The organism is Actinoplanes awajinensis subsp. mycoplanecinus, assembly GCF_001509495.1.
Classification (GTDB): Bacteria; Actinomycetota; Actinomycetes; order Mycobacteriales; family Micromonosporaceae; genus Actinoplanes; species Actinoplanes palleronii.
In genome coordinates, this window is sequence record NZ_LLZH01000285.1 from 66,776 (window position 1) to 92,171 (window position 25,396).

The window sequence follows — 25,396 nt, forward strand, 5'->3', positions numbered from 1 at the left end:
GAAGGCCGGCCTGACAAGAAGGCCGGCCTGATCGGAGAACCGGTCCGGGGGCGCCACGGCGCTCCCGGACCGGTGGTCCCGCCCCGCGCGGATTCGGGCCGGACGGTGATACCCGACTGAACGGGGACATCGGAGCCGGCCTCCAGGAAAATTCGTGAACGTCAATGAGCACCAGGAGATGAGGACTGCACGGATCAGGGAGGAATCGTGTTCACCGAACTCAGACAGGGCCGGATGGGGATCGTCGCGGGAGTGTTCTCGCTGACGGTAGGAACGGTCATTCCGGCCGAGGCGCCCGGCGGCGAACGGCCGGTATACGTGACGAATGCCGAATCTGCCGACATCTCCACGTTCGCCACCGACGTGACCACCGGGCACCCGGTCCTGACCGGCCGCAAGCCGACCCGGGCGGGAGCCGGGGTCCGGCAGATGACCTTCACCCCGGACGGCCGGACCGCCTACGCCGCGAACTCCGCGGTCGAGCTCGGCCCGGATCTCCTCGGCACCATCTCGGTCTACCGCGTCGGCCCGCACGGCCGGCTGACGCCGCAGGAAACCGTCAGCTCCGGAGGCGAAACCCCCTTGGGCGTCGCCGTCACTCTCGACGGGCGGACCCTGTACGTCACGAATGTCTTCAGCAAGACGGTGGTGGCCTTCCGGATAAGCTCCGACGGGAGCATCCGGCAGTTCCGCACCTTCCCCGTCGCGGTGGACAATCCCCGCGGGCTCGCGCTGTCACCCGACGGCCGGTTCCTCTTCCTCAGCTACGGCGACGTCACCGATGGCCGGCCCACCTCCGTCGGCGGGATCAGCACGTTCGTCATCGGCCGGGACGGTGGCCTGACCGAGGCCGGACCACCGGTCCGGGTGGGCCGGTTCGACGGGACGATGGCCACCACCCCGGACGGCCGGTACCTCTACCTCACCAGCACCGACACCGACCAGGTGTTCGGTTTCGCGATCGGCGCCGGCGGCGGGCTCACCGCGCTGCCCCGGTCACCGTACGCGGTGTCGGACTGGCCCGAAGGGATCGCCACCACGCCGGACGGGCGGTTCGTCTACATCGCCAGCGTGGGTCTGAGCACGCCTGACGGCCCGGGTTACGTGACCGGTTTCGCCATCGGCGCGGACGGCTCGCTGACCGCGGTGGCGAAACCGGTCCGGGCCGACCTGTTCCCGGTCGGGTTCGTCGTGGTGCCGAGCGGGCGGTTCGCCTACGCCTCGGGCGGGTTCGACGCGGGCCGGCTCAGCGCGTTCGCGATCGGCACGGACGGCAAGCTGAAGCCGCTCGACGGCACGCCGTTCGACACCCGTGGTTTCGGCCCCGCCTACAGCTCCGCCTCGGTCCTGCCCGACCAGGGCCCGGTCGCCGGCTTCGCGGCCGTCGCCGACCACCGGTCGGTGACCTTCAACGCGTCGTCGTCGGCCGACCCGGACGGCAGCGTCGCCAGCTACGGCTGGGACTTCGGCGACGGCACGACCGCGACCACCACCGCACCCCGGACCACCCACCGCTATGCGCGGGCCGGAACGTTCCGGGTGACCCTCACCGTCACCGACGACGAAGGCTGCTCCACCGTGCTGGTCTCCACCGGGCAGGGCGTCCTGCGCAACGGCACCGCGGCCGCCGCCACCACCCGTGACATCACGGTCAGCGGCTGACAACGGCTGATCGAACCCGGTCCGGGCCGGCTTCGCGCGATCGCGCCATGCCCGTGCCCGGACCGATTTACGCTGTTCGCGGTGGATTCGGGCGAAGGGGCGTTATGCGAAGCAGGGTTCGATCGCGGTGGCTGGTTTCCCCGGTCGCCCTCCTGATGGTTCTGGCCGGTTTCCCGGCGCCGGCACTCGCCGCGAACGACGTGGGGAAGTGCAGTGTGAGCCGCTCGACCGGCGCGTACTGCACGACCGGCACGATCACCGCGAACAACACCCGGCACTGGCTCCGCGTCTACGCCGCGAACGTCCGGTCGGTCGCCGTCTGGGACGCCGACACCAACGTCCAGGTGTTCTACAACGACGAGGGCAGCGTCGGGCCGGTCGCGGTCTACGGGCTGCACGGCCGCTACTACGCCGTCGCCACCCGGCACGACGACTCGGCCGGCTTCGTGCAGATCTGCAACTACACCCAGGTCTACGGTGATCCCTGCGCCGTGCTGTGAGCCGCCGGCCGGCTCGCGGAGCCCGGTGGCAGCCGGATCGTGAAGACCGTGCCCTCGCCGAGGACGCTCTCCACTGCCAGCGTGCCGTCGTGGGCCTCGGCCAGCTTGCGGGCGATCGCCAGGCCCAGCCCGCTCCCGCCGGTCGCCCGGCTGCGGGACTCGTCGGCACGCCAGAACCGGTCGAAGATCTTCGGTAGGTTCTCCGGCGCGATACCGACGCCGGTATCCCGTACCGAAATGGTGTTCTCGCTGGCTGCGACGGTGACCGAACCGCCTCGCGGGGTGTAGCGGATCCCGTTGGCCACCAGGTTGCCGACAAGCTGCCGCAACCGGACCGCGTCGGCCGGCAGCACCGGATCGCCCTCGATCCGCATGGTCAGGGTGACACCCGCGGCGTGCGCCGGGGCCCGATGAGAATCGGTCACCTGGACCAGTACGTCCCGGACGTAGGTCGGCTCGGGATGGACACGCAGCGTGCCCGCGTCCGCGGCGGCCAGGTCGCTGAGGTCGTCGATGATGTGCTGCAGCAGCACCGCCTCCTCGTGCAGCAGGTCGAGCAGCTGCCCGTCGGTCGGGGCGAGATCGTCCTGGGCGGCCTCCAGCCAGCTGCGGATGTTGGTCAGCGGGGTACGCAGTTCGTGCGCCACGTCGCTGACCATCGCCCGGCGCTGCCCCTCGGCCCGGTCCCGGCGCTCGGTGGCGTCGTTCAGGGCACGGGCCAGCCGGCCGATCTCGTCGTGGCCGGCGACCGGGACCGGCGACTGCCCGTCGGCGGCGTCGGTGAGCGCGCGCAGCGGGCGGATCAGCCGGTGGCCGACCAGCACGGTGACCAGGATCGCGGCGAGCAGGACGCCGCCGGTGACGGTGACGATCCGGATGGTGTTCGCGCGCGACAGGGTGAACCGGGTCTGGTCCGCGCCGGTCCGCGGGTCGGTGACGAACAGCAGCGCCGGCGGGGTGACGAACGGCTGCAGCATGATCCGCCGGGACTTCTCCAGGCAGCCGCGGGTCCGGCCGTCGTTGCCGACCGGGGCGACCGCTTTCACCCCGGTCTCGAGCTCGGACACCACGTCCGCCTTCGCGACGTACGTGGTGAAGTCCGGCCACACGCCGAGCTGGTAGTTCGCCGACAGTCCGAGGCAGCGGCCGGCCAGCCGGCCCAGCTCCCGCAGCGGCTTGACCTCACCCTTGGTGACCGAGTAGGTCAGCTGCGTCACGCATCCGGCCGCGCGCTGGTCCGGGTCGAAACCGGACACCGCGACGGAGGGCCGGCCGCTCGGCAACTCCACCACCTTGCCCTCGGCGCCGGTCTTGCGCACGCAGGACAGCACGTCGGCGACGACCTTGCCCAGCTCGGCGCGCTGGGCCGCGGAGACCCGGAACGGGCCGGCCGCCCGGGTGTCGATCCGGTCGGCCGCGCCGGTCAGGGCGGTGTCCACGTTGAGCGGGTCGACGGTGGCCGACGGGCGGGCGGCCGCCAGCGACGGGCCCGGCCCGGAGTCCGCGATGATCGCCCGGTCCGGGGTCATCAGCGTGATCCGGCGGTCCAGTTTCGCGGCCCGGGCCTGGATCAGCGCGGGGGCGCCGGACCAGTCGCTGTGCGTGGCGGCGTAGCCGAGGAGCAGGTCGTACACGCCCTTGTCCTCGGTGAGCGAGCGGCCCTGTTCCTGCGAGATGGCCCGGGTGGCGGTGCTGGCGGCCAGCCAGGCGGTCGCCACGATCGCGGCGACCACGATCAGCACCGAGGTGGCCAGCAGCCGGGTGACCAGGCTGTGCCGCAGCGGCACCCGGGCCCGGCTCACGTACCGGCCGCCATCTTGTAGCCGACCCCGTAGACGGTGAGCAGGCAGGCGGGACGCTGCGGGTCCGCTTCGATCTTGCGACGCAGATTCATCATGTGTACGTCGATGGTCCGCTCGGTCGAGCTCCGATCGATGCCCCGGGTGTGATGCAGCAGCTGAGCACGGGTGAACACCCGGTCCGGCTGCTCGGAGAGCGCGGCCAGGATGGCGAACTCGCCGCGGGTGCACTCGATCTCGACGTCGTCCACGGTGACGATCCGCCGGGCCGGGTCCACGCCGAGCCGGCCGATCCGGCGTACCCGCGGCCCGGCCTCCACCGGCGCGCCCCGGGACACTCGCCGCAGCAGCGTCCGCACCCGCGCCATCAGCTCCCGCGGGCTGTACGGCTTGGTCAGGTAGTCGTCCGCCCCCAGCTCCAGCCCGAGCAGCAGATCGTCCTCACCGGTACGCGCGGTCAGCATCAGCACCAGCACGTCCGACTCCTGGCGCAGCGTGCGGCACACGTGCAGGCCGTCGAGGCCGGGCATCATCACGTCGAGCACCAGCAGGTCGGGCCGCCAGCGCCGGGCCTCGTCCAGCGCGGCCCGGCCGTCGTGCACCACGAGGGTCCGATGCCCGTCCGCGGCGAGGTAGCGTCGGACCACCTCGGCTTGGCGGGGATCATCCTCGGCGACCAGGACCTGTGCACACATGGCGGCGATGATAGGTCTGTCGCGCCCGGGTGCGGCGAACTTCCGGCGATACCTGACAGCTTCCTAACGATCTCCGGCCACGCTCGTCGCCATGCAACCGACGGCTGACTCCCCCACCGAGATCATCACGCTCGCCCCGGAACCGCCACCGCGGCGGCGCGGGGCCGTGACGTGGCTGGTCGGCGTCGTGCTGGTGGCGGCGCTCGGCGCCGGAACGGCAGTCCTGGTGACCCGGCACCGGTCGGCCGGCGCACCGGTGGCGGCGGAACCGGTCTCGGCCGAGACGGTGCGGATCGAACGGCGGGACCTGTCCACCACCCGCAAGCTCAGCGGGAGCATCGGGTTCGGCACGGCGCGGCCGCTGTCCGGGCACACCGCGGCGACGGTGACCTGGCTGCCGGCGGTCGGCGCGACGATCAAACGCGGTCGTCAGCTGTTCCGGGCCGATGACCGGCCGGTGCCGCTGTTCTATGGCGGGATGCCGCTCTACCGCGCGATCACGGGGGCGAATCTGGTCGGCCGGGACGTGCGGATCGTGGCGGACAATCTCGACGCACTGGGTTACCACATCGGACGGCAGCCGTCGGTCGTCGACTCCCCCAGGGCCGGCGGCTCACCGGCGGCTCCGGGAGCACCGCCGGCGACCGTGAAGAAGACCGTCAAGGACGGCGAGAGCGTCCTCACCCCCGCCCTGGTCAAGGCGATCAAGAAGTGGCAGGAGGACACCGGGCTGCCGAGCACCGGGTCGATCGCGCTCGGTGACGTCGAGGTGCTCGCCGGCGCGGTCCGGGTCGAGTCGATCGCCGTGCAGCCCGGTTCTCCGGCGAACGCCCCGCTCATGTCGGTCACCTCGACCCGCAAGGTGATCACCGTGGCGGCGGCGCTCACCGAGGCCGCGGCGCTGCGCCGGGGCGACAAGGTGACGGTGACGCTGCCGGACGACCGTACGGTGAAAGCTCGGATCCTCTCGGTGGGCCGCAGCCTGGCGGCGGCGGACGGCGGTGTCGCGGACGGCGATCCGAAACTGACAGTGACGGTGACCGTCGACGACCCGAAGGCGATCACCCGGCTGGACGCGGCCGACGTCGCGGTGAACGTGGCCGGCAAGACCGCGAAGGACGTGCTCGCCGTCCCGATCGAGGCGCTCATCGCGCTCCGCGAGGGCGGGTACGCGGTGCAGGCCCCGGCCGGCATGGTCGGCGTCGAGACCGGGATGTTCGCCGACGGCTGGGTGGAGATCACCGGCGCCGGGCTGACCGAGGGCACGGCCGTGGTGGTCGCGTCGTGAGCGTGCTCTCGGTCCGCAGCGCCAGCATGATCTATCCCGGTCCGGTGACCGCCCTCGACCGGGTGAGCCTGGAGATCGCCCGCGGCGAACTGGTCGCCATCGTCGGCCCGTCCGGCTCGGGCAAGTCGACGCTGCTCAACATCATCGGCACCCTGGACCGGCCCACCTCGGGCGCCGTGCACCTCAACGGCCAGGACGTCGCCACGCTCAGCGACCGGCGGCTCTCCGGGCTGCGGGCCCGCGAGATCGGCTTCGTCTTCCAGCAGTTCCACCTCACCGACGGGCTGACCGCGCTGGAGAACGTCGCCACCGGCCTGCTCTACGCCGGCGTGCCCCGCCGGCACCGCGGCGAACGGGCCCGGCACGCGCTGACCAGAGTCGGTCTCGCCCACCGTGCCGGACACCGCCCGCAACAGCTCTCCGGCGGCGAACGGCAACGCGTCGCGATCGCCCGCGCCCTGGTCAACCGGCCGTCGCTGGTGCTCGCCGACGAGCCGACCGGCGCGCTGGACAGCACCACCGGCCACGCCGTGCTGCAGCTGCTGCGCCGGCTCAACGAGGAGGGCACCACCATCGCGCTGATCACTCACGACCGGGACATCGCCGCGTCGCTGCCCCGCCAGATCGAGATCCGCGACGGCCGCTTGGTCCGCGATCAGGTCGCGTCATGAGCCGCCTCGCTCCCCTCGACCTGCTCGGGCTGGGCCTTATCGGTCTGCGGACCCGGCCGGCCCGCGCCGCGCTCTCCGGACTGGGCATCGCGATCGGCATCGCCACGATGATCGTGGTGACCGGCATCCCGGCGTCCAGCCAGGCCGCCCTGCTGGCCAGGCTCAGCGCGCTCGGCACCAACACGCTGCAGGTGATGGCGTTACCGGACACCCAACCGCCGGCTTCGCTGCCGGAGACCGCTGTCGAGATGGTCCGCCGGATCGGCCCGGTGTCCGCGGGCAGCGCGGTCGCCAACACCCATGCTTTCGTACGACGTAACGACCGCACCGACCCGCACGACGGATCCGGCCTGACCGTCCTCGCGGCCCGCCTCGACCTGCCGTCCGTGATCAACGCCCGGGTCCGGTCCGGCCGGTGGCTGACCACCGCGACCGAACGGTTCCCGGCCGTGGTGCTCGGCTCGGTCGCGGCCACCCGGCTCGGCGTCACCGATCTGCCGGCCGGCGGGCCCGCACCGCAGGTGATGATCGCCGATCGCCGGTTCACCGTGGTCGGCATCCTGGCCACCACCCCGCTCACCCCGGACATCGATCGCTCGGTGCTGGTCGGCTGGCCCGCCGCGAAGTCCGAACTGGCCTTCGACGGCCACCCCACGGTCCTCTACGTGCAGTCCGACGAGTCGCAGATCGAGGCGGTCCGCGGGGTGCTGGCCGAGACCGTCTCGCCGGAGCGCCCGGGCGCCGTCCTGGTCACCCGGCCGTCCGACGCGCTCGCCGCGAAACGGGCCACCGAGAGCAGCTTCTCGGTGCTGTTCCTGGCCCTGGCCGGGGTGGCGCTGGTGGTCGGTGGCATCGGGGTGGCCAACACCATGGTCGTGTCGGTGCTGGAGCGACGATCCGAGATCGGGCTGCGGCGGGCGCTCGGCGCGACACGGGGTCAGATCCGGAGCCAATTTCTCACCGAATCGGTGATCTTGGCCACGGCCGGCGGGGTTGCCGGAACGTCCCTCGGTCTGCTGGCCACCGTCGGTTACGCGGCCTGGCAGGACTGGCCGGTGGTCGTTCCGGCGCAGTCGGCTCTGTTCGGTGTGGGCGGTGCGATCGTCATCGGAGTGCTGGCCGGGGTGTACCCGTGCGTGCGCGCGGCCCGTCTGACGCCGACCCGGGCACTGGCGACGGTGTAGCAGAATGCGGCGGCATCACATTCGCCAGGCCTTATGGCCACAGTTTTCAGTTCATTCACAGCTTGCGTCCGGTCAAGAACCCCATCTTCCGATGGTGAGATCGGTTCACTATCCTTCCCGCCGCGGGCTGGATGCGAGCGCCGCGTTCCGCCCTTCAGCTCGAGGAGTCATCGCATGCCAGTGGCAACAAACCGCCAGCCCCTGGCCGAGGGCTCACCGGGCGGCACGTACGGCGGCGGCTCCGGAGGTGGCAAGGCCAAGAAGGCCAAGCCGAAACGTCGCCGGTCGCCGTTGTGGACCAAGCTGACCACCGCGCTCGGCGCGCTGTTGCTGCTGGCCAGCCTCGGCACCGGCGTCACCGCGAAATACCTGCTCAGCCAGGTCACCAGCAACGTGCAGACCACCGAGTCGGTGCTCGACAGCGGCGACGGCGTGGGCGCGGTGAGCACCGGCAAGCTGCCCACCGGCGCGATCAACCTGCTGATGCTGGGCCTGGACACCCGGGCCGGCTGGGAGGAGTCCGGTGAGGGCTCCCGCTCCGACACGATCATCGTGCTGCACATCCCGGCCGCCCACGACAAAGCTCAGATGATCTCGATCCCCCGGGACACGCTCGCCGAGATCCCGGGCGCCGGCACCGAGAAGATCAACGGCGCGTTCTACTACGGCTCCACCGGCAAGGGCGGCTGGAAGGGTGGCGCGACACTGGCCGCCAAGACCGTGCACAACCTCACCGGGATCAGCTTCGACGGCGTGATCGTCATCGACTTCGCCGGTTTCAAGGACATCCTCGAGGCGCTCGGCGGCGTCCACATGTGCGTCGACATGGACATGTGGTCGAGCCACTACATCATCAATTCCAAGGGCAAGGTCGAGTACGCCAAGGGCGCCGACCCGGAGTCCGCTCCCAAGAACGCCCTGTGGTTCAAGAAGGGCTGCCGGGACATGGCGGCCTGGGAGGCGCTGGAGTACTCCCGGATCCGGCACTCCGCGCACGGCGACTACGACCGCCAGCGGCACCAGCAGCAGCTGCTCAAGGCGATGGCGAAGAAGGCCACCAGCAGCGGTGTGCTGACCGACCTCAGCAAGGTGTCGAAGCTGCTCGCCGCGGCCGGCTCTTCGCTGAAGATGGACACCAACAAGGTCTCGACGCAGGACTTCTTCTTCGGCCTCAAGAACCTGGCGACCGCCGACATGATGCCGATCCGCAGCAACAGCGGCAACTTCAACTCCAGCCAGAACAACAACGGCGAACTGATCAACGACGTGACCAAGCAGCTCTTCCAGGCGGCGGCCGCGGACAAGATGGAGCCGTTCCTGCTGGGCCACCCGGAGATGGTCATCGACAGCAACAGCACGTCGTAACGCCACACTCACCGACAAGCGGCGGCCGGGTCTCCCCGGCCGCCGCTTTTCTTGTCAGTCCTTCAACGCGGCGGCGATCTTGCGTTCGCAGCCGGGGATCAGGTCCAGGCCCATCGAGATCGAACGGGAGTCGTTCTGGTCGCCGCCCAGCGCGATGCTGATGCCGTCCGCGTCGACCTCGACGTACTTCACGCCCTTCGCCCGCAGGCACTTGACCACGTCGCGGGCGAAGTCCTTCGCCTCCGGGTTCGCCGGGTCCTTCTCCCACGGCGGCAGCGGCAGGTACTGCGGCTCGCAGACCCGGTTCGCCTCGTCGAACTCCGCCACGTCCTTCTCCGAGGCCGGTTTCGCCCCCGTTCCGCTCCCCGTGCCGCCCACCCCCTTCGGGTTGACGCCGTGCTCCGTCATGCACGTGGTGTACGGCCCGAGCATCTGCTCGTACTCCTCGGGCGTGGTGTCCAGGCGCTCCCGGGGGCGCTGCGCCTTGGGCGAGGCGGACACCGCGGCCGACGGGCTGGTCAGCGTGGCCACCTGGCCACCTGTCGCGGTGTTCCCGGCCGCCTCGGTCTGCTCGGGTGATCCGCAGGCGGACAGGGCGAGCGTCGCCACCGCCACCAGCACAAGCGTTCTCCGCATCGGTAGTTCTCCTCCCACGCCGGGACCGTCCCGGTCGGAGAGTGAGCCTGCCGACCACTCGTCAGGAACTGATCAGGTTCACCAACCGCCTTGGAAGAAGGCGAGCAGGGCCGGGGCCGGGTCGGAGGCGACACCCATGTTCGCCACCCCGACGACGATCAGGGCCAGCGCCGACCCCGTGCCGACGAGGCCGAGCGCCCCGAACACCCGCCGCGCCCGGCCGACGCCCCGCCGCACATCCGCTGACCCGGCGCCGGCACGCGCCGCTCGCCCGAACGCCCGCCAGGCCAGCACGCTGACGCCGGCGAGCAGGAGCGCGGTGATCGGCGCGAGGACGGCCATCGCCGCGTGGTACCGGCCGAAGTCGTCGATCATCGCGGCCAGCGGCGGGTAGGCCCGGTCCCCCGCCGAACCGGCCAGCCGCCGGGTCACCGGGTCGCCCTCGCTGCCGGGCAGCAGGGACAGCAGCGAGGCGAACGGCGCCACCGCGCCCTGGATGTTGGCCAGCACGGTCGCCACCGCGAGCAGCGCGAGCCCGGAGACCAGCACCCCGGCCGCCGCGAGGGCCCGCCCGCCGGCACGCAGGAACGCCCGGCCGAGCAGCAGGACCAGCGGGATCAGCACGAGCAGCAGCAGCCCGGCGAACACACCCTTGGTGACGTGGTACCGGAACCAGAAGTCGACGGTCTCCTGGAGCTCGGGCGCGAAGGTGCGCTCGCCCGACGACCAGTACTCGGCGAAAGCCTCACGGAACGTCTCGCTCAGGTTGCGCGGATCGGCCAGGTTGATCGTCGGCCCGGCGCCGGCCAGCGCGCCCGGGGCCGCGACGAGCGCGGTCAGGAAGACGGCGGCGAGGGCGCCGAGCACCGGAACGGCACGGAGCGAGGAAGTCGACGTCATAACGACAAACTATGCGTACGACGATGGAAGGGGACACGTCTCGTGGTGCCACCACCATCCCGGTCACCTGGATCATGAAAGATGGTGCCATGATCCGAGCCGTCATCATCGATGTCGACGACACCCTGTGCCTGACCGAGGCAGCGTCGTTCGACCTGGAGAACGAGGTGCTGGCCGAACTGGGCCGGCCGCCGATGTCCCGGACGGTGCACCTGTCCACCTGGGGCGAGAAGCTGCTGGACGCCATGCAGCACCGCTCACCCGGCCTGGATCTGGACCGGTTCGCCGCCCTGTTCCCGGTGTTCCACCAGCGCTACCTGGCCGAGGGCAAACTGGACGTTATCCCGCCGGAGAACCTCGGCACCCTCGACGAGCTGGTCGCCGACGGTCGTACCGTGCTGCTGCTGACCTCCCGCACCGGCCCGGAGGTCGGGCACCTCCTCGCGCCGGACCACCTGCTCGCCGACCGGGTGACCGCCGCCTATCACCAGGACAACACCCGCTTCCACAAGCCGGACCCGCGGGTGTTCGACGAGCTGCTCGCCGAGACCGGCATCCGGCCCGGCGAGTGCGTCTACGTCGGAGACTCCCCCGGTGACGCGGTCGCCGCGGGCGGGGCCGGCATCCGGTTCATCGCCTGCCTGCAGAGCGGCGTGCGTGCCCTCGACGACTTCGACTCGGCCCACGTCACCGCCGCCGTCGACACGTTCCCGGAGATCCTCCCGGTCATCCGTTCCCTGCCCTGAGCGATCACACGCGTCCGCCGCTGCGCTGGCACCGGGCGCTCTTCGGTGCTCGATCACGGGCGTTCGACGGAGGGGGTCACCGCCACGATCGCGGCGTGCGGGCGGACCGCGCCGTCGCCGGGGCGCTGGTGGCGCTCGATCTCCCGGAAACCCGCGTGGGCCAGCCGGGCGGAGAACGGCTCGGCGGGCCAGCGATAGGCCGTGATCACCTTGTGGTCGAAAGCGGACACCTCGTCGCCGTCGACGAAGCCCACCACCAGCGTGCCGCCCGGTGCCGTCACCCGCCGCAGCTCGGCGAGCACACCGTCGAGGCCGGACGGCGGCAGGTGGATCAGCGAGTACCAGGCCAGGATCCCGGCGACCGAATCGTCCCCGGCGTCGAGGCTCGCCAGCGAGCCGAGCCGGTAGTCGCCGTCCGGGTGGGTGGCCTTCGCGTGGGCGATGAACTCCGGGACCAGGTCGATCCCGACCGCGTCGACGCCGCGCGAGCGCAGGTGAGCGGTGTAGTGCCCGGGACCGCAGCCCAGGTCGAGCACCCGCCCGGGGCGGATCGTCAGGTGACGCTCGACGAGGGCGAGATCGTCCGCGTGGTGCTGCTCCGTCGTACCGAAAAGGTTGATGTAGAGACCGGCGAGCGAACCGTAGGCGTCCCGGACCTGTTCCGCACTCATCGCGTGACTATACGAAAACGGCCGTCCCCGGAGGGGCGGCCGTTTCCTGTCAGAGAGCGGTCAGGGCAGGGTCCAGCGCTGGTTCGTGCCGGCGAAGCAGTCCCAGATCTGCAGCCGGGTGGCGTTCGCCGAGCTGTTGTTCTGCGCGTCCAGGCAGCGGCCGCTGACCGGGTTGCGCAGCGTGCCGTCCGAGCCGGCCTGCCACTGCTGCGCGCCGGTGCCGTTGCAGTCGTAGATCTGCGCCAGCGACCCGTTCGCGGTGCCGGCGGACGCCACGTCCAGGCACTTGCCGAGCGCGCGGACCGTGCCGTCGGTGCCGACCGTCCAGGTCTGCGCGGCCGTGCCGTTGCAGTCGTAGAGCTGCACAGCGGTGCCGTTGGCGCTGCTCGCGGCCGCGATGTCGACGCACTTGCCGCCGATCCCGGTGATCCGCCCGGTCCGGCCGGACGGCGGCGGGGTGGTCGGGCCGGTGCCGCCCATCACGGTCTCGTAGATCGCGCTGACCAGCGACGTCGAGCCGGTGGTGTCCTGCGACAGCTCCCAGTTCATGATGCCGCCGGCGTTCGCGAGCGCCCACTGGGTCTTGCGACGGATGGTCGGCAGGCCGTTGTAACACTCCTGCGCGCCGTTCACCGTCGTGCAGTCCCGGTTGGCGTTGGCCGGGTCGAGCGCCACCAGCTGGGCGTACGTGACGTAGCCGTTGCGGCTGTAGAACGGCACGCCGAGCACGGTCTTGGCCTTGGGCAGCCCGCGGTTCTTCCAGAAGTTCGCCGAGGCGATCGACCAGTCGTAGTTGGCGTGCGGGCTGCCGCCGTCGTAGGCCATGATGTTCAGCCAGTCGACGTAGCCGAACACGGCCGGCTGCACCCCGTTGGCGGTGCCGCCCTCGCTGACCACCGCCGCGGTGAGCAGCTTGCCCTCGTTGTGCAGGGCCGTGCTGAGCTGCTGCATGAGCGCCGTGTAGTTGTTGCCGGAGGCACCCGGGTCGGGGTACTCCCAGTCGATGTCGATGCCGTCCAGGTTGTACTGGCGGACCACGTTCATCACCGAGGTGACGAATGTGGTACGGGTGCCGGCGTTGGCGGCCAGGGACTCGAACGCGGAGTCGTTGCCGTCGTTCCAGCCGCCGACGGCGAGCCCGACCTTGGTGTTGTTCTGGTGCCCGAGCGTGACGAGCTGCTGCAGCTTGGCGGTGTTGTCGATGGCCTGCAGCGTGCCGTTCGCGTTGGGCAGCGCGAACGAGTAGTTGATGTGGGTCAGCTTGCTGTACTGGATCGTGCTGACGTTGCCGGCCCAGGACGGCATGTATCCGACGCTCTTGAAACCGTTGGGGAGCACGGCGGCCTCGGCGGCGCCCTGGCCGGCGAGCGCGACGGCGGTGCCGGTGGCGGCGAGGGTGAGCGCCGCTGCGACCGACGCCCATCTGCTGCTTCTTCTGATCATCTGAGGGCGACCCTTCGTGTCCGGCGCGCGAGCACGCCGTGGGGAATGACTGCGGGTTGCCGAAAGATTAAGAAGGTTTACAAATAATGGTCAATGTTTACCGACGGTTCCGGAACAAGATGACGTGTTACACAGCCCGGGCGGGCCGCACCGGCGGCGCGGCCCGCGCACCACATCGGCGTGCCGATAACTATCCCGGCCATATAATCCCGGTACTAGTATCGGATCCATGGTCAGGTTGCCGCTCAATCCCGCCGAGGTCGAACGCGGACAGCGCCTCGGCGCGCTCCTGCGACGCGCCCGGGGACAGAGGTCGATGCTCAACACCGCGCTGGAAGCCGGTGTCTCACCGGAGACCCTTCGGAAGATCGAAACCGGTCGCGTCGCCACACCGGCGTTCCCGACCATCGCCGCCATCGCCGACGTGCTCGGCCTCTCCCTGGACGCCGTGTGGTCCGAGATCAACCAGACCGCCGGCAGCGCCCCGATCACCGTGGACGAGCGACTCGCGTCCTAGCCGGCCGGCACCTGAGCGAAGGCGACCAGGTCTGCCGGGCTGAGCGGCTTCGCGTACAGAAATCCCTGCCCGATGTCGCAGCCGAGCGCCCGCAGCTCCGCCGCCTGGTCCTCGGTCTCGATCCCCTCGGCGACCGTGCTCAGATGCAGCACCTGGGCCAGCCGGATGACCGCCGCGGCGACCGCCGAGCCCTCCGGGGTGTCGTCCATCTCGGCGACGAAGCTGCGGTCGATCTTGAGGATGTCGACCGGCAGGCGGGTCAGGTACTGCAGCGACGAGTAGCCGGTGCCGAAGTCGTCGATGGCGATCCGGATGCCGTGCTCGCGCAGAGCCCGCAGCGCGGCGATCTCACCGGCCTCGTCGACCAGGGCAGATTCGGTCACCTCAAGGACCAGCCGGCGCGGGTCGGCGCCCACCCGGCGGAGCACGGCCAGGATGTCGTGGACGATCGTCGGCTCGCGCAGCTGCCGCGGCGAGACGTTGACGCTGACGTGGAACGGGTCGTCGAAGACCGTCATCTGCCGCAGCGCCTGTTCCAGCACCCAGAGGCCGATACCGATGATCGTCGCGGAGCGTTCCGCGACCGGGATGAACCGCACCGGCGAGATCGGGCCGCGGGCCGGGTGCTGCCACCGGATCAGCGCCTCGGCGGCGATCGGCGCACCGGTCGCCAGGTCCACCTGCGGCTGGTAGAGCACGTGCAGCTCACCCCGGTCCAGGGCGTGCTGCAGGTCCTCGGCGAGGGCCGCGTCGTCGGCGCGGTGGTCGACCATCGACGGCTGGTAGCAGGCGTAGCTGTGACTGCCGGCCCGCTTGCTGTGGTACATCGCGGTGTCCGCCTGCCGCAGCAGGAGCTTGCCGTCGTAGTCGTCCACGGCGCACGCGATGCCGATCGAGGCCCGGACCGGCACCACGTCGTCGTCGATCCGGACCGGGCGGCCGGCCCCGTCGGCCAGGATCCGCTCTGCCACCTCGACCGCCGCCTCGACGCCGCCGGCGCAGGCGCCGGTGAGCAGGACGACGAACTCGTCGGCCCCGATCCGGGCACACACGTCGGTGCTGCGGACCGCGGAGCGCAGCTGCTGGGCAACCTGGATCAGGAACGTGTCGCCGGCGGCGTGCCCGTACGCGTCGTTGACCAGCCGGAAGCCGTCCAGGTCGACGAGCAGCAGGGCGGCCGGGTCGCCGCGCTTGATCGCCCGGTCGATGGCCTCGTCCAGGCCGGCCCGGTTGGCCAGCCCGGTCAGCGCGTCCGCGGTGAGCTGGCCGCGGGTCTGCCGCAGCGAGATCAGCTGCCGCAGGGCCGCCGTGCAGGTCATCACGATCAGCCCGCAGACCAGCCCGCCCCACGGCAGCAGCTGCCCCTCGAGCAGCGTCACGGTCAGCATGAGCAGGCAGCCGACCAGCATGGCGGCCATCGGCAGGTGGGTGGCCCAGGCCGGTGGCCGGTTCGTCCGGGTGGTGACGTAGTGGCCGCGGCGGGAGACCGTGAGGATCGGGGCAGCCGTCATGAACAGGCCGGCCAGGACCATGACGATCAGAACGGGCAGGTCCTCGCCGGCCGCGGCAGCGCCGTTCGCCATCCAGATCACGTCCCCGGCCAGGTAGAGCGCGAGACCGACGCCGAACAGGGTGATCGGGGCGGCGATCCGGTTGATCGCACCGCGCAGCACGATCGACGCGACCGCTCCGAGCAGCAGCAGGTCGCCCAGCGGCCAGCCGATCGTCCCGACGCCCGGCTCGGCCCGACCCTGGTGGGTCAGGACCGGGGCGAGGACGAAATACCAGACCACCATGAAACCGGCGGCGAGCACCGTACCGACCTCGGCCAGCAGGGCGGTCCGGGACCGGCCGGTGTACAGCCGGAACATCGGGATGAGCACACCTGCCGCGAGCAGCACGTACATCAGCACGCGCAGACCGGCACCGAACCCGGCCCACCATCCGGTGGTGTGATCCAGCGCGGCACCCCACAGCCCGACGGTGACGCCGGCCGAGGCGGCCCGGCCCCCGGCGACCAGCAGCCACGGTGCCCGGCCGGCCGGGCTGTACTGCGCCGCCCGCCAGCTGTAGGCGGCACCGATCAGGTCCAGCACCAGCGCGGACAGGCTGATGGCGACCAGTCGTCCCCGGTCGCCGAGCATGGCGAGCGCCAGGCCGGCGGTCACCAGCCCGATCAGGGCCAGGACGACCGGGGTCCGGCGCCGTGGTTCGCTGCGCACGCCGGTCAGACCTGGTACGCCGCGACGGTCGCCTGCAGCTCCGCCGCGGTGTCGGCCAGTTGGGCCGCGGTCTGCGACGTCTCGGTGGCGCCCTCGGTGACGTGCCGGGCCGCCTCGGCCACCCCGGAGATCGTGTCGGCGATGCTGGCCGAGCCCGCGGCGGCGTGCTCCACGCTGCGGGAGATCTCCGCGGTGGTGGCGGTCTGCTCCTCGACCGCGGCGGCGATCGTCGTGGTGTAGTCGTTGATCGTCGCGATGACCTGGCCGATCTCCTGGATCGCGGTGACCGCGGCGCCGCTCTCCGCCTGGATCGCGCTCACCTGGGCGGTGATCTCCTGGGTGGCCCGCGCGGTCTCCTGGGCCAGGTCCTTGACCTCGGCGGCGACCACCGCGAAGCCCTTGCCGGACTCGCCGGCCCGGGCCGCCTCGATCGTCGCGTTCAGGGCCAGCAGGTTGGTCTGCTCGGCGATCGAGGTGATCATCGCGACCACCGTGCCGATCTGGTTCGACGCCTGGCCGAGGCGGGCGACGCTGGCGTTCGTGGACTCGGCGGCCTTCGCGGCGTCGGCGGCGACACCGGCCGCCTCGTTCGCGTTCGTGGAGATCTCCCGGATCGAGACGCCCATCTCGTCGGCGCCGGCCGAGACGGTCCGCACACTGTGCGACACCTGCCCGGCCGCGTCGGAGACCGCGCCGACCTGGGCCGCGGTCTCCTCCGCCGACGCGGAGAGCTGCGCCGACACCGCGGACAGCTCCTCGGACGCCGAGGCGAGCAGCTCCGAGCTGGTGCTGATCCGCCCGACCATGCCGGCCATCGCGGCCGCGGTCTCGTTGAGGGTCGCGGACATCCGGCCCACCTCGTCGGCGCTGTCCACCGGCACCCGTACGGTCAGATCGCCCTTGGCGATCCGGCCGAGCGCGGCCACGCACCGCGACAGCGGCCGGACGATGAGCCGGGCGATCGCGGCGGCCAGGGCCAGCCCGAGCACGGTGCTCAGCGTCAGCATGGTGATCACCCACCACTTGGTGGAGTGGTAGCGGTCCTCGGCGATGTCCTTCTCGGCGGCGCCGGCCTGCACGGTGAGATCGGCGAGACCGGTCAGGTCGGCCCGGACCGCCTTCATCGCGGTGGCCAGGTCACCGGAGCGGATCTTGTTGAGCGCCGCCCGGTCGCCGTCGGCCGCCAGCGGCAGCACCCGCTTCTCGGCCACGTCGGTGAACGCCGCCCAGTCCGTCTCGAACGTGGCGACCGAGGCCTGGGCGGTGTCGCCGATCGGGAACGTCCGGTACGCCCCGGCATGCTCGGTGACCTGGCCTTCCGCGGTGTCCATCGCCGTGGTGGCGGTGGCGCGCTCGGCCGTGCTCGAGGCGAGCAGGTAGTCGTCCATCGCCAGCCAGGTCCGGTTGGCGGCGGCCCGCAGGTTACCGATGGCGTTGAGCTCACCGTTCATCTGGTAACCGATCTTGACCTGCTCGTTGGTGGCGCCCAGCCGGTCCATCGCGAACAGGCCGTCACCCATCCCGAACAGGGTCACCACCCCGACCGCGACCATGATCTTCGTGCCGACCCGCCGGTCGGCCAGCCACCGTCGGCGGCCGGTCGTGGCCGTACCCGTCTCGTTTGTCACCTGTACCACGATCGGCCCCCGCGGCCGTCCGGACAGCGGTTATCGCAAGTCTCCCGCCGAGAACTTGGTGTCGAGCCGCCCCAGCGCCCCGGCGGCGTCCGCCGGCACCGGTGTGCCGCGCAGGAACGCCGTGGTGACCCGCTGGATCAGAGCGACCCGTTCCGGGCTCTCGTCGGTCGTCTCGGTGCTCAGGTACCCGGTGATCCCGCCCAGCGAATGCTCCGCGCCGAAGACCGTGAGCAGGCTGGTGACGCCCGGGCTCAGCGGGTAGGCCTCGGTGAACCACTCCGGGCCGACCGGGCTCAGCATCGACTGGTCCTTGTCACCGGCGACCATCAGCGACGGCGTGCTGAGCTGCCCGAAGTCCGGGTTCATGAACGGGAAGTGCTCGGCGGCGAACGGGGTCAGGTTGTCGCCGCCGGTGCCGGTCAGGGCGAGCAGCACCCCGGCGGTGATCCGCGGATCGCGACGGTTCTCCCCCGCCACGCCGTCCGCGTCCAGGACCCGCGCGCCGAGCAGCATGCTGACCGTCTGCGCGCCCCAGGAGTGCCCGGCCGCGGAGATCCGGCTCCGGTCCAGGCGCCCGGCGAGGCCGGGCACGGCCGCCTCGATGCGGTCCAAGCTGTCCAGCACGCGGACCAGGTCGTCGACCCGATGACCCCAGATGTACGAGTACCGCGGGTCCCCGGGCACCACGTTCAGCGTCGTCGAGTCCAGGTGGGTCGGCTGCACGACGGCGAACCCCTGCGCGGCCCAGTGATCGACCAGCGGGGCGTAGTCGTCCATCGACTTGCTGAAGCCGTGCGAGAAGACGATCACCGGCAGGTCGCCGCCGGCCACCGGTGCGGTGACCCGGACCTGTAGGTCGTCGCCGCGCTCCGGGGCGGGCAGGACGACCGGGCGGACCGAGATGACGGGAGTGTTCATGGAGCATCTCCTAGCGACGAATCAAGTGGAACCCTGTTCCGCTTGAACCATACGGAACCGGGTTCCGTTTCGCCAACAGCCGGGAGGGTGATCAGGGCGACATCCGTGCGTTCTCATCCATTTACATATCTGAATAGAAAGTTTACGATCCTGTAACGCAAAAGGTCGCACATAATCGCGCATAAGCGCACGCTGGAGGTCGTCGTGGATCGTCGTACCCTGTTGGCCTCAGCGGCAGCCGCGGCCGCTGCCGCCCCGTTCGCCGGGGTGACATCGGCGCAGGCCGCCGTGCCCGGATACGTCGTGAACCGCTCCCCGCTGCGCCCCGACGCCTTCCTCCGGCTGCCGCCCGGTGCCACCCGGGCCGGCGGCTGGCTGGCGACACAACTGAACTACCAGCTGACCGGGATCAACGGCCGGATGACCGAGATCTCGCACTTCCTGCAGTACGACAACACCGGCTGGGTGCGCCCGGAACTGGGCGGCTGGGAGGAGCTGCCGTACTGGCTCAAGGGTTTCTCCAGCCTCGGCTACGTGACCGGCGACGCGCGGGTGCAGACCGAGACCACGCGCTGGGTGGGCGGAGTGCTGGCCACTCAGGCGAGCGACGGCTATTTCGGCCCGGCCGGGCTGCGCACCAGCCTGGGCGGCGGGCCGGACTTCTGGCCGCACATGCCGATGCTGCACGCGCTGCGCTCCTACGCCGAGTACACGAACGACAGCCGGATCGTGCCGTTCTTCACCCGGTTCTTCCGGTTCGTCAACGCGCAGGGGCCGGGCGCGTTCAACCAGAGCTGGGGCAGCCTGCGCTGGGCGGACACCCTCGAGGTGGTGTTCTGGACGTACAACCGGACCGGCGACGCGTTCCTGCTCGACCTGGCCCGCAAGATCCACACGAACTCGGCGAACTACCTGAACAACCTGCCGTCGCTGCACAACGTCAACCTGGCTCAGGGCTTCCGCGAGCCGGCCGTCTACTCGATCCTCAGCGGCGACGCGGCGCACCGCCAGGCGAGTTACACCGACTACAACACCATCATGAGTACGTACGGGCAGTTCGCCGGCGGGGGCTTCGCCGGTGACGAGAACGCCCGGCCCGGCTTCGGGGACCCGCGGCAGGGGTTCGAGACGTGCGGGATCGTCGAGTTCATGGCCAGCCACGAGATGCTGACCCGGATCACCGGCGACCCGGTCTGGGGCGACCGCACCGAGGACCTGGCGTTCAACTCGCTGCCCGCGTCACTCGACCCGCAGCAGCGCGGCATCCACTACATCACCAGCGCGAACAGCGTCGCGCTGCTGGACTCCCCCGGGCACGCCGGGCAGTTCCAGAACGGGTTCGCCATGCAGGCGTACATGCTGGGCATCGACAACTACCGCTGCTGCCCGCACAACTACGGGATGGGCTGGCCGTACTACGTCGAGGAGATGTGGGTCGCCACCCCGGACGGCGGGCTGGCCGCGACCCTGCACGGCCCGGCGACGGTCACCGCGAAGGTCGGCGACGGCACCACCGTCTCGATCAAGGCGACCACCACTTATCCCTTTCAAGACACGATTGCGTACGAGGTGAGCACGCCCAAATCGCTCGCCTTCCCGGTCTACCTGCGCGTGCCCGCGTGGTGTGCGAGTCCGACGCTGACCGTGAACGGGTCGGCAGTGGCAGTGGCCGCCGGTCCGTCGTACGCAAAAATCTCCCGGACCTGGAACAACGGCGACAAAATCGTCTTCCGCCTGCCGATGCGGACGACCACCCGCAGCTGGCCCGCGAACCGCAAGGCGGTGTCGGTCGACTTCGGCCCGCTCACGTTCTCCCTGGCCATCACGGAGAACTGGTCGCAGACCGGCGGGACGGCGACCTGGCCGACCCGCGAGGTGCGCCCCGGCTCGGCCTGGAACTACGGGCTGGACGGCGCGGCCCAGTTCGCCGTGACGACCGGCCTGGGCAACGCCAACGACCCGTTCACCCCGGCCACCGCGCCGATCCGGATCACCACCCCGGCGCGGAAGATCCCGGGCTGGACCGCGGACGCCGACGCGATCGTCACGCCGCTGCAGGACAGCCCCACGCCGTCCAGCGAGCCGCTCGAGCAGGTCACGCTGATCCCGATGGGCGCGGCCCGGCTGCGGATCACCTCGTTCCCGACGATCGGCGCGGGCACGCCGTGGCAGACCGCCGTGGTCGCGTTCCGGATCCAGAACCAGAACAGCGGCAAGGTCCTCGGTGTCGACGGCATGTCGACAGCGAACAGCGCCCGGGTCGTCCAGTTCGGCGACACCGGCACGGCGGACCACCTGTGGCGGATCCTGGACAACGGCGACGGCTGGCTGAAGATCCAGAACGTGAACTCCGGCAAGGTGCTGGGCGTCTCCACCATGTCGACCGGGGACTCGGCGCAGGTCGTGCAGTACGAGGACAACGGTACGGCTGATCACTTGTGGCAGATCGTCGAGGGCAGTACTGGATATGTCCGGATAAAGAATAAAAACTCCGGCAAGGTGCTCGCGGTCGCCGGGATGTCGACCGCGGACTCGGCGAACGTCGTCCAGTTCGCCGACAACGGCTCGGCCGACCACAACTGGCACCTGATCCCGGACGGCTCGGTGAAGCTGCAGGCCACCCACTCGGGCCAGGTCCTCGCGATCAACAACATGTCCACCGCGAACGGCGCCCAGCTGCAGCAGTACCCGCCGGTCGGCTCCCCCGACCACGTCTGGAAATTCCAGGACGCCGGCAGCGGCTGGTTCACCATCGTCAGCACCCTGACCGGCAAGTGCGTCGACATCTCCGGCCAGTCCACCGCCGACGGCGCCAAAGCCGTCCAGTGGGACAACGTCGGCGGCACCAACCAGCAGTTCCGCCTCACCTGGACCACCCCGAACGTCTTCGCCCTGGTCGCCAGGCACAGCGGCAAGGTCCTGGAGGTCCAGGGCCAGTCCACCACCAACAGCGCGGATGTCGGCCAGTGGCCCGACCTGGGCCTGCCCCACCAGCGCTGGCGCATCATCCCGGCGTGACCAGGTGGTCAGGGTGCCGCCGGAATCAACCTGATGTCGGGGATGACGGCGGCACGCTCTTCCGGAGTCGCGTCGAAGGACAGCATCTCCGCCCCCTCCGGGATACCGACTCGGGATAGAAAAATGCCATTACGCCCGGCATCGCACCAGATCGTGGCGAACCCTATTCTGGTCTCCGGGCTGCCGGTGTAGGTGATGTGCAGTCGTCCCTGATCTCTGTCCGGGCAGGGGACATCGATCGGTTCCGGCCACGCGTCCCGGATCTTCGTGAAGGCGTCGAACCACGCCTCCCACCTGCGTCCGGCGTCTGGCATCTCAGGCATCAGGGAATTCACTCCGGGTCGAGTAACTGCTTCTTCGACTGCCACCATCGATCCTCATGGGCATATGCCCGCACCTCGTAAGCCGCTCGGTCCGCTTCGTTCCAGGGAAAGCCGAAACCCTTGCGCAGTTCGTCGAGATGGAATCGTTCATGCGCCAGGGTCGCTCACCACGGCTACCCAGGGCCGTGGTCGGATTCGGTCAGCTGCTGCGCACTGTCGACGTCCGTAACCTCGATCGTGTCCGCGGTCGCGCGGAGCATGAGTGCCGTCTCGGCCAGCGCGTCGACGGCACCGTTCACCACCTCGACCGCACCGGCGAACAGCGGGCTCAGCAGACCGGGCAGGAACCGGCAGATCTCCCCGTACGCCTGGTCGTCCATGACGATCTCGTGCACCGCCGACCTGGCCTGAGTCATCTGCTCGACGACCTCGCTGACCGCGGCCGCATGCTGCCGGACCGCCTCGGCGGGAAAGCCCATGCCCGCGCTCATCGGCCCTCCCGCTCATCCGGCACCGGAAACCGGGTGTCGAACGAGCCGATCACCGCTCGGCCGGTTTCGCTGTCCGTGCCAACCGTCGCCCGCACCTGCTCGGTCACCTCGGCCGACAACACGGCCTGTGCCCTGCGCATCACCGCCATGATCTCGCGTGCCAGCTCGGGACCGGACAGCTCATGGACCCGATCGTCGAGTTCAAGCGATGTCACCTGCCCGGACGACCCCACCGTCACCCGGATCGCACCGCCCCGGCCGTCTGCCGAACCGGTCAGAGCCGCCACCCGCCGGGCCAGCTCAACGCCGCGCTCGGCCTGAACGTTCACCTGCGAGACCCACGAGTCCAGCCACTGCTCCGCAGCGTCGATATCGCTCACCGGCGGCCCGCCTTCATCGATGTCCGCCACACTCTACCGATCCTGGACCAGAGAAACGGTCTACGCCCGCCCGGCCATCTTCGCCAGGCCTTGACCGCGGCGCTATCGAAGCGCTTCGATGGCCTTGCTGGCGCGCCGTGGCGACCCCCATCGCCGGGCGCGGACCGGAGACACCGCCGGTTCCAGCGTTCGAGTCCCCACGAGAGGAAGAACCATGAGTACGACAGCACGAAGGGCCGGGCTCGCGATCGTCGCCGCAGCCCTGGCCCTCACCGGAGCCGTGTACGGCGCGACAAGGCCCGCCTCGGCCGACGTCACCGCCCAGCTGACCGCCTCTCAGCTGGTCGCCGACATGGGTGCCGGCTGGAACCTCGGCAACCAGCTGGAAGCCAACGCCAACGGCATCCCCAACGAGACGGCGTGGGGCAACCCGGTTGTCACGCAGGCCCTCATCGACCGGGTGAAGGCGTCGGGCTTCAAAACGATCCGCATCCCGGTCTCCTACCTGGGCAACATCGGGGCCGGCCCGAACTACACGGTCAGCGCCGCCTGGCTGACCCGCGTCGCGGAAGTCGTCAACTACGCCTACAACCAGGGCCTGTACGTGCTGATCAACATGCACGGCGACGGCTACAAGGCGGTCACCGGCTCCTGGCTGATCTGCGACTCCTCCGACCAGACCACGATCAAGGACAAGTACCAGAAGGTCTGGCAGCAGATCGCGACGAAGTTCCAGAGCTACAACGAGCACCTGGTCTTCGAGTCCATGAACGAGGAGTTCGACGGGCAGTACGGCAACCCGACCTCGGCCTGCTACTCGAACATCAACGCCTACAACCAGATCTTCGTGGACACGGTCCGCAAGACCGGCGGCACCAACGCCTCGCGCTGGCTGCTGGTGCCGGGCTGGAACACCAACATCGAGTACACCGCGGGCAACTACGGCTTCGTGCTGCCCACCGACCAGTACCGGTCCACGTCCATCCCCAGCGCCGAGCAGCGACTGATGATCTCCGTCCACTACTACGACCCCTGGGACTTCGCGGGCCAGGAGGACGGCACCATCACGCAGTGGGGAGCGGCCGCGACGAATCCGGCGAAGAAGTCGACCTGGGGCCAGGAAGACTACATGGACACCATGCTGAAGAAGATGTACGACGCCTTCGTCACGCGCGGCTACCCGGTCTTCGTCGGTGAGTACGGCTCGATCGACAAGACAACCTACGACGCGGCCAGCAACACGTACCGCGTGAACTACGCGAAAGCCCTGGTGTCCACCGCCAAGAAGTACGGAGCGGCCACCGCCTACTGGGACAACGGCTACAACGGCCAGCACGGCTTCGGCCTGTTCAACCGCAGCTCCGCCACGGTGACCCAGCAGGGCATCATCAGCGCGATCGTCACCGCCGCCGGCGGCAGTCAGCCGACCACCACACCCACCTCGGCGCCGACCAGCTCGCCCACTTCCTCGCCGACTTCCTCGCCGACGGCGGGCCCCAGCGGCACCTGCCGGGTCGTGAACGCGGTCAACGCGTGGAACACCGGCCTGACCAACACCATCACGATCACCAACACCGGTACGGCCGCCATCAACGGCTGGACCCTGACCTTCACCCTGCCCTCGGGGCAGACGATCGTCTCCGGCTGGAGCGCCACCTACACCCCGGCCAGCGGCACGGTGACCGCGACAAACGCCAGCTACAACGGCGCCCTGCCGGCCGGCGGCTCCACCTCCATCGGCTACCAGGCCAACCACACCGGCAACGCCGCCGCACCCACCACCGTCAAACTCAACGGCGCCACCTGCAGCTGACAGCACAACGACGAACGGCCCGCCCTGGTCGGGGCGGGCCGTTCGGTTCAGTGCGTCACTCCTCGGTGGTGGGAGCGGCTTCCAGGTCGTCCGGGACCGTCTCCGGGACCGCGCCGGCCTTTTCCGCGCCGCGGAAGACCAGCTTGGACTTCTCGATGTTGGACGGGTCGCCCTCGCAGTCCACCACGACGATCTGGCCGGCGCGCAGCTCGTTGAAGAGGATCTGCTCGGACAGGGTGTCCTCCAGATCGCGCTGGATCGTCCGGCGCAGCGGCCGGGCACCCAGGACCGGGTCGAAGCCCTTCTTCGCCAGGTACTTCTTGGCGTTGTCGGTCAGCTCCAGACCCATGTCCTTGTTCTTCAGCTGCCCCTCGATCCGGGCGGTGAAGATGTCCACGATCTGCAGGATCTCTTCCTGACGCAGCTGGTGGAAGACGATCGTGTCGTCGATACGGTTCAGGAACTCCGGGCGGAAGTGCTGCTTCAGCTCGTCGTTGACCTTGACCTTCATCCGGTC

22 protein-coding genes and 1 pseudogene are annotated in these 25,396 nt (G+C 70.2%); 10 read left to right on the plus strand and 13 right to left on the minus strand.

Annotated features, from left to right (window positions below; all coding sequences use genetic code 11):
* Window positions 1-207: 207 nt before the first annotated feature.
* Window positions 208-1,662: a beta-propeller fold lactonase family protein gene (locus ADL15_RS54545; RefSeq protein WP_198171088.1), complete on the plus strand. Its 1,455-nt coding sequence runs from the start codon at window positions 208-210 to the stop codon at window positions 1,660-1,662.
* Between the two features lie 215 nt (window positions 1,663-1,877).
* Window positions 1,878-2,162, plus strand: a complete 285-nt coding sequence (locus ADL15_RS31025) for a hypothetical protein (RefSeq protein WP_157441709.1) — start codon at window positions 1,878-1,880, stop codon at window positions 2,160-2,162.
* Here ADL15_RS31025 and ADL15_RS31030 read toward each other — a convergent pair.
* Window positions 2,135-3,964, minus strand: coding sequence for a sensor histidine kinase (locus ADL15_RS31030; RefSeq protein WP_067698571.1), 1,830 nt, complete (start codon window positions 3,962-3,964; stop codon window positions 2,135-2,137). The genes ADL15_RS31025 and ADL15_RS31030 overlap by 28 nt on opposite strands.
* Window positions 3,961-4,656, minus strand: a complete 696-nt coding sequence (locus ADL15_RS31035; RefSeq protein WP_067698572.1) for a response regulator transcription factor — start codon at window positions 4,654-4,656, stop codon at window positions 3,961-3,963. The genes ADL15_RS31030 and ADL15_RS31035 overlap by 4 nt, the downstream gene beginning before the upstream one ends.
* A 91-nt stretch (window positions 4,657-4,747) precedes the next feature.
* Between ADL15_RS31035 and ADL15_RS31040 the strand changes: the two genes are divergently transcribed.
* The 4 genes from ADL15_RS31040 to ADL15_RS31055 all read left to right on the plus strand — a co-directional run bounded on the left by ADL15_RS31040 (window position 4,748) and on the right by ADL15_RS31055 (window position 9,164).
* Window positions 4,748-5,944 carry an efflux RND transporter periplasmic adaptor subunit gene (locus ADL15_RS31040; protein WP_083971958.1) on the plus strand — a complete coding sequence of 399 codons (1,197 nt, stop codon included), beginning with the start codon at window positions 4,748-4,750 and terminating at the stop codon, window positions 5,942-5,944.
* A gap of 2 nt (window positions 5,945-5,946) precedes the next feature.
* A complete protein-coding gene (locus ADL15_RS31045; RefSeq protein WP_394326960.1) occupies window positions 5,947-6,615 on the plus strand; it encodes an ABC transporter ATP-binding protein in 669 nt (222 codons plus the stop codon).
* Window positions 6,612-7,799, plus strand: a complete 1,188-nt coding sequence (locus ADL15_RS31050) for an ABC transporter permease (RefSeq protein WP_067698574.1) — start codon at window positions 6,612-6,614, stop codon at window positions 7,797-7,799. Before ADL15_RS31045 ends, ADL15_RS31050 begins: the two co-directional genes overlap by 4 nt.
* A 174-nt stretch (window positions 7,800-7,973) precedes the next feature.
* Window positions 7,974-9,164: an LCP family protein gene (locus ADL15_RS31055; RefSeq protein WP_067698576.1), complete on the plus strand. Its 1,191-nt coding sequence runs from the start codon at window positions 7,974-7,976 to the stop codon at window positions 9,162-9,164.
* Window positions 9,165-9,218: 54 nt separating this feature from the next.
* Here ADL15_RS31055 and ADL15_RS31060 read toward each other — a convergent pair whose 3' ends face one another.
* Complete coding sequence (locus ADL15_RS31060; RefSeq protein ID WP_067698578.1) at window positions 9,219-9,800, minus strand: hypothetical protein; 582 nt, start codon at window positions 9,798-9,800, stop codon at window positions 9,219-9,221.
* Between the two features lie 78 nt (window positions 9,801-9,878).
* Window positions 9,879-10,700, minus strand: coding sequence for a hypothetical protein (locus ADL15_RS31065; RefSeq protein ID WP_067698580.1), 822 nt, complete (start codon window positions 10,698-10,700; stop codon window positions 9,879-9,881).
* 89 nt (window positions 10,701-10,789) lie between these two features.
* Here ADL15_RS31065 and ADL15_RS31070 point away from each other — a divergent pair, with 89 nt between their 5' ends.
* On the plus strand, window positions 10,790-11,446 hold the full coding sequence (locus ADL15_RS31070) for an HAD family hydrolase (protein WP_232344524.1): 657 nt from the start codon (window positions 10,790-10,792) through the stop codon (window positions 11,444-11,446).
* 53 nt (window positions 11,447-11,499) lie between these two features.
* Here ADL15_RS31070 and ADL15_RS31075 read toward each other — a convergent pair whose 3' ends face one another.
* Together ADL15_RS31075 and ADL15_RS31080 are read right to left on the minus strand one after the other, a co-directional pair.
* Window positions 11,500-12,117: a class I SAM-dependent methyltransferase gene (locus tag ADL15_RS31075; RefSeq protein ID WP_067698582.1), complete on the minus strand. Its 618-nt coding sequence runs from the start codon at window positions 12,115-12,117 to the stop codon at window positions 11,500-11,502.
* 60 nt (window positions 12,118-12,177) lie between these two features.
* Window positions 12,178-13,560 (minus strand): glycosyl hydrolase family 18 protein, encoded by a 1,383-nt coding sequence (locus ADL15_RS31080; RefSeq protein WP_067698584.1) that lies wholly within the window; start codon window positions 13,558-13,560, stop codon window positions 12,178-12,180.
* Window positions 13,561-13,789: 229 nt separating this feature from the next.
* On the opposite strand from ADL15_RS31080, the gene ADL15_RS31085 reads away from it, so the two are divergent.
* Window positions 13,790-14,077 carry a helix-turn-helix transcriptional regulator gene (locus ADL15_RS31085; protein ID WP_067698586.1) on the plus strand — a complete coding sequence of 96 codons (288 nt, stop codon included), beginning with the start codon at window positions 13,790-13,792 and terminating at the stop codon, window positions 14,075-14,077.
* Here the strand turns inward: ADL15_RS31085 and ADL15_RS31090 are convergent.
* Genes ADL15_RS31090 through ADL15_RS31100 form a run of 3 tightly spaced genes read right to left on the minus strand, consistent with a single transcriptional unit; the run spans window position 14,074 to window position 18,854 of the window.
* Window positions 14,074-16,299, minus strand: coding sequence for a putative bifunctional diguanylate cyclase/phosphodiesterase (locus tag ADL15_RS31090; RefSeq protein ID WP_067698588.1), 2,226 nt, complete (start codon window positions 16,297-16,299; stop codon window positions 14,074-14,076). The two genes, ADL15_RS31085 and ADL15_RS31090, sit on opposite strands and share 4 nt — an antisense overlap.
* A gap of 5 nt (window positions 16,300-16,304) precedes the next feature.
* Window positions 16,305-17,927, minus strand: coding sequence for a methyl-accepting chemotaxis protein (locus ADL15_RS31095; RefSeq protein ID WP_232344526.1), 1,623 nt, complete (start codon window positions 17,925-17,927; stop codon window positions 16,305-16,307).
* A 39-nt stretch (window positions 17,928-17,966) separates the two neighbouring features.
* Window positions 17,967-18,854 carry an alpha/beta hydrolase family protein gene (locus ADL15_RS31100; RefSeq protein WP_067698589.1) on the minus strand — a complete coding sequence of 296 codons (888 nt, stop codon included), beginning with the start codon at window positions 18,852-18,854 and terminating at the stop codon, window positions 17,967-17,969.
* Between the two features lie 204 nt (window positions 18,855-19,058).
* On the opposite strand from ADL15_RS31100, the gene ADL15_RS31105 reads away from it, so the two are divergent.
* Window positions 19,059-21,872, plus strand: coding sequence for an RICIN domain-containing protein (locus ADL15_RS31105; RefSeq protein WP_083971963.1), 2,814 nt, complete (start codon window positions 19,059-19,061; stop codon window positions 21,870-21,872).
* 8 nt (window positions 21,873-21,880) lie between these two features.
* Here the strand turns inward: ADL15_RS31105 and ADL15_RS31110 are convergent, their stop codons facing one another.
* The 3 genes from ADL15_RS31110 to ADL15_RS31120 form a co-directional block, all read right to left on the minus strand.
* Window positions 21,881-22,195, minus strand: coding sequence for a hypothetical protein (locus ADL15_RS31110; RefSeq protein ID WP_157441710.1), 315 nt, complete (start codon window positions 22,193-22,195; stop codon window positions 21,881-21,883).
* A gap of 173 nt (window positions 22,196-22,368) precedes the next feature.
* Window positions 22,369-22,686 (minus strand): hypothetical protein, encoded by a 318-nt coding sequence (locus ADL15_RS31115; RefSeq protein ID WP_157441711.1) that lies wholly within the window; start codon window positions 22,684-22,686, stop codon window positions 22,369-22,371.
* Window positions 22,683-23,096: a YbaB/EbfC family nucleoid-associated protein gene (locus tag ADL15_RS31120; protein WP_083971965.1), complete on the minus strand. Its 414-nt coding sequence runs from the start codon at window positions 23,094-23,096 to the stop codon at window positions 22,683-22,685. Before ADL15_RS31120 ends, ADL15_RS31115 begins: the two co-directional genes overlap by 4 nt.
* Before the next feature lie 184 nt (window positions 23,097-23,280).
* Here ADL15_RS31120 and ADL15_RS31125 point away from each other — a divergent pair, with 184 nt between their 5' ends.
* Entirely contained in the window at window positions 23,281-24,879 is a 1,599-nt protein-coding gene (locus ADL15_RS31125; protein ID WP_067698597.1) for a cellulase family glycosylhydrolase, read from the plus strand.
* A gap of 55 nt (window positions 24,880-24,934) precedes the next feature.
* Here ADL15_RS31125 and ADL15_RS31130 read toward each other — a convergent pair.
* A pseudogene (locus ADL15_RS31130) lies at window positions 24,935-25,396 on the minus strand (ATP-dependent Clp protease ATP-binding subunit); the annotation flags it as partial.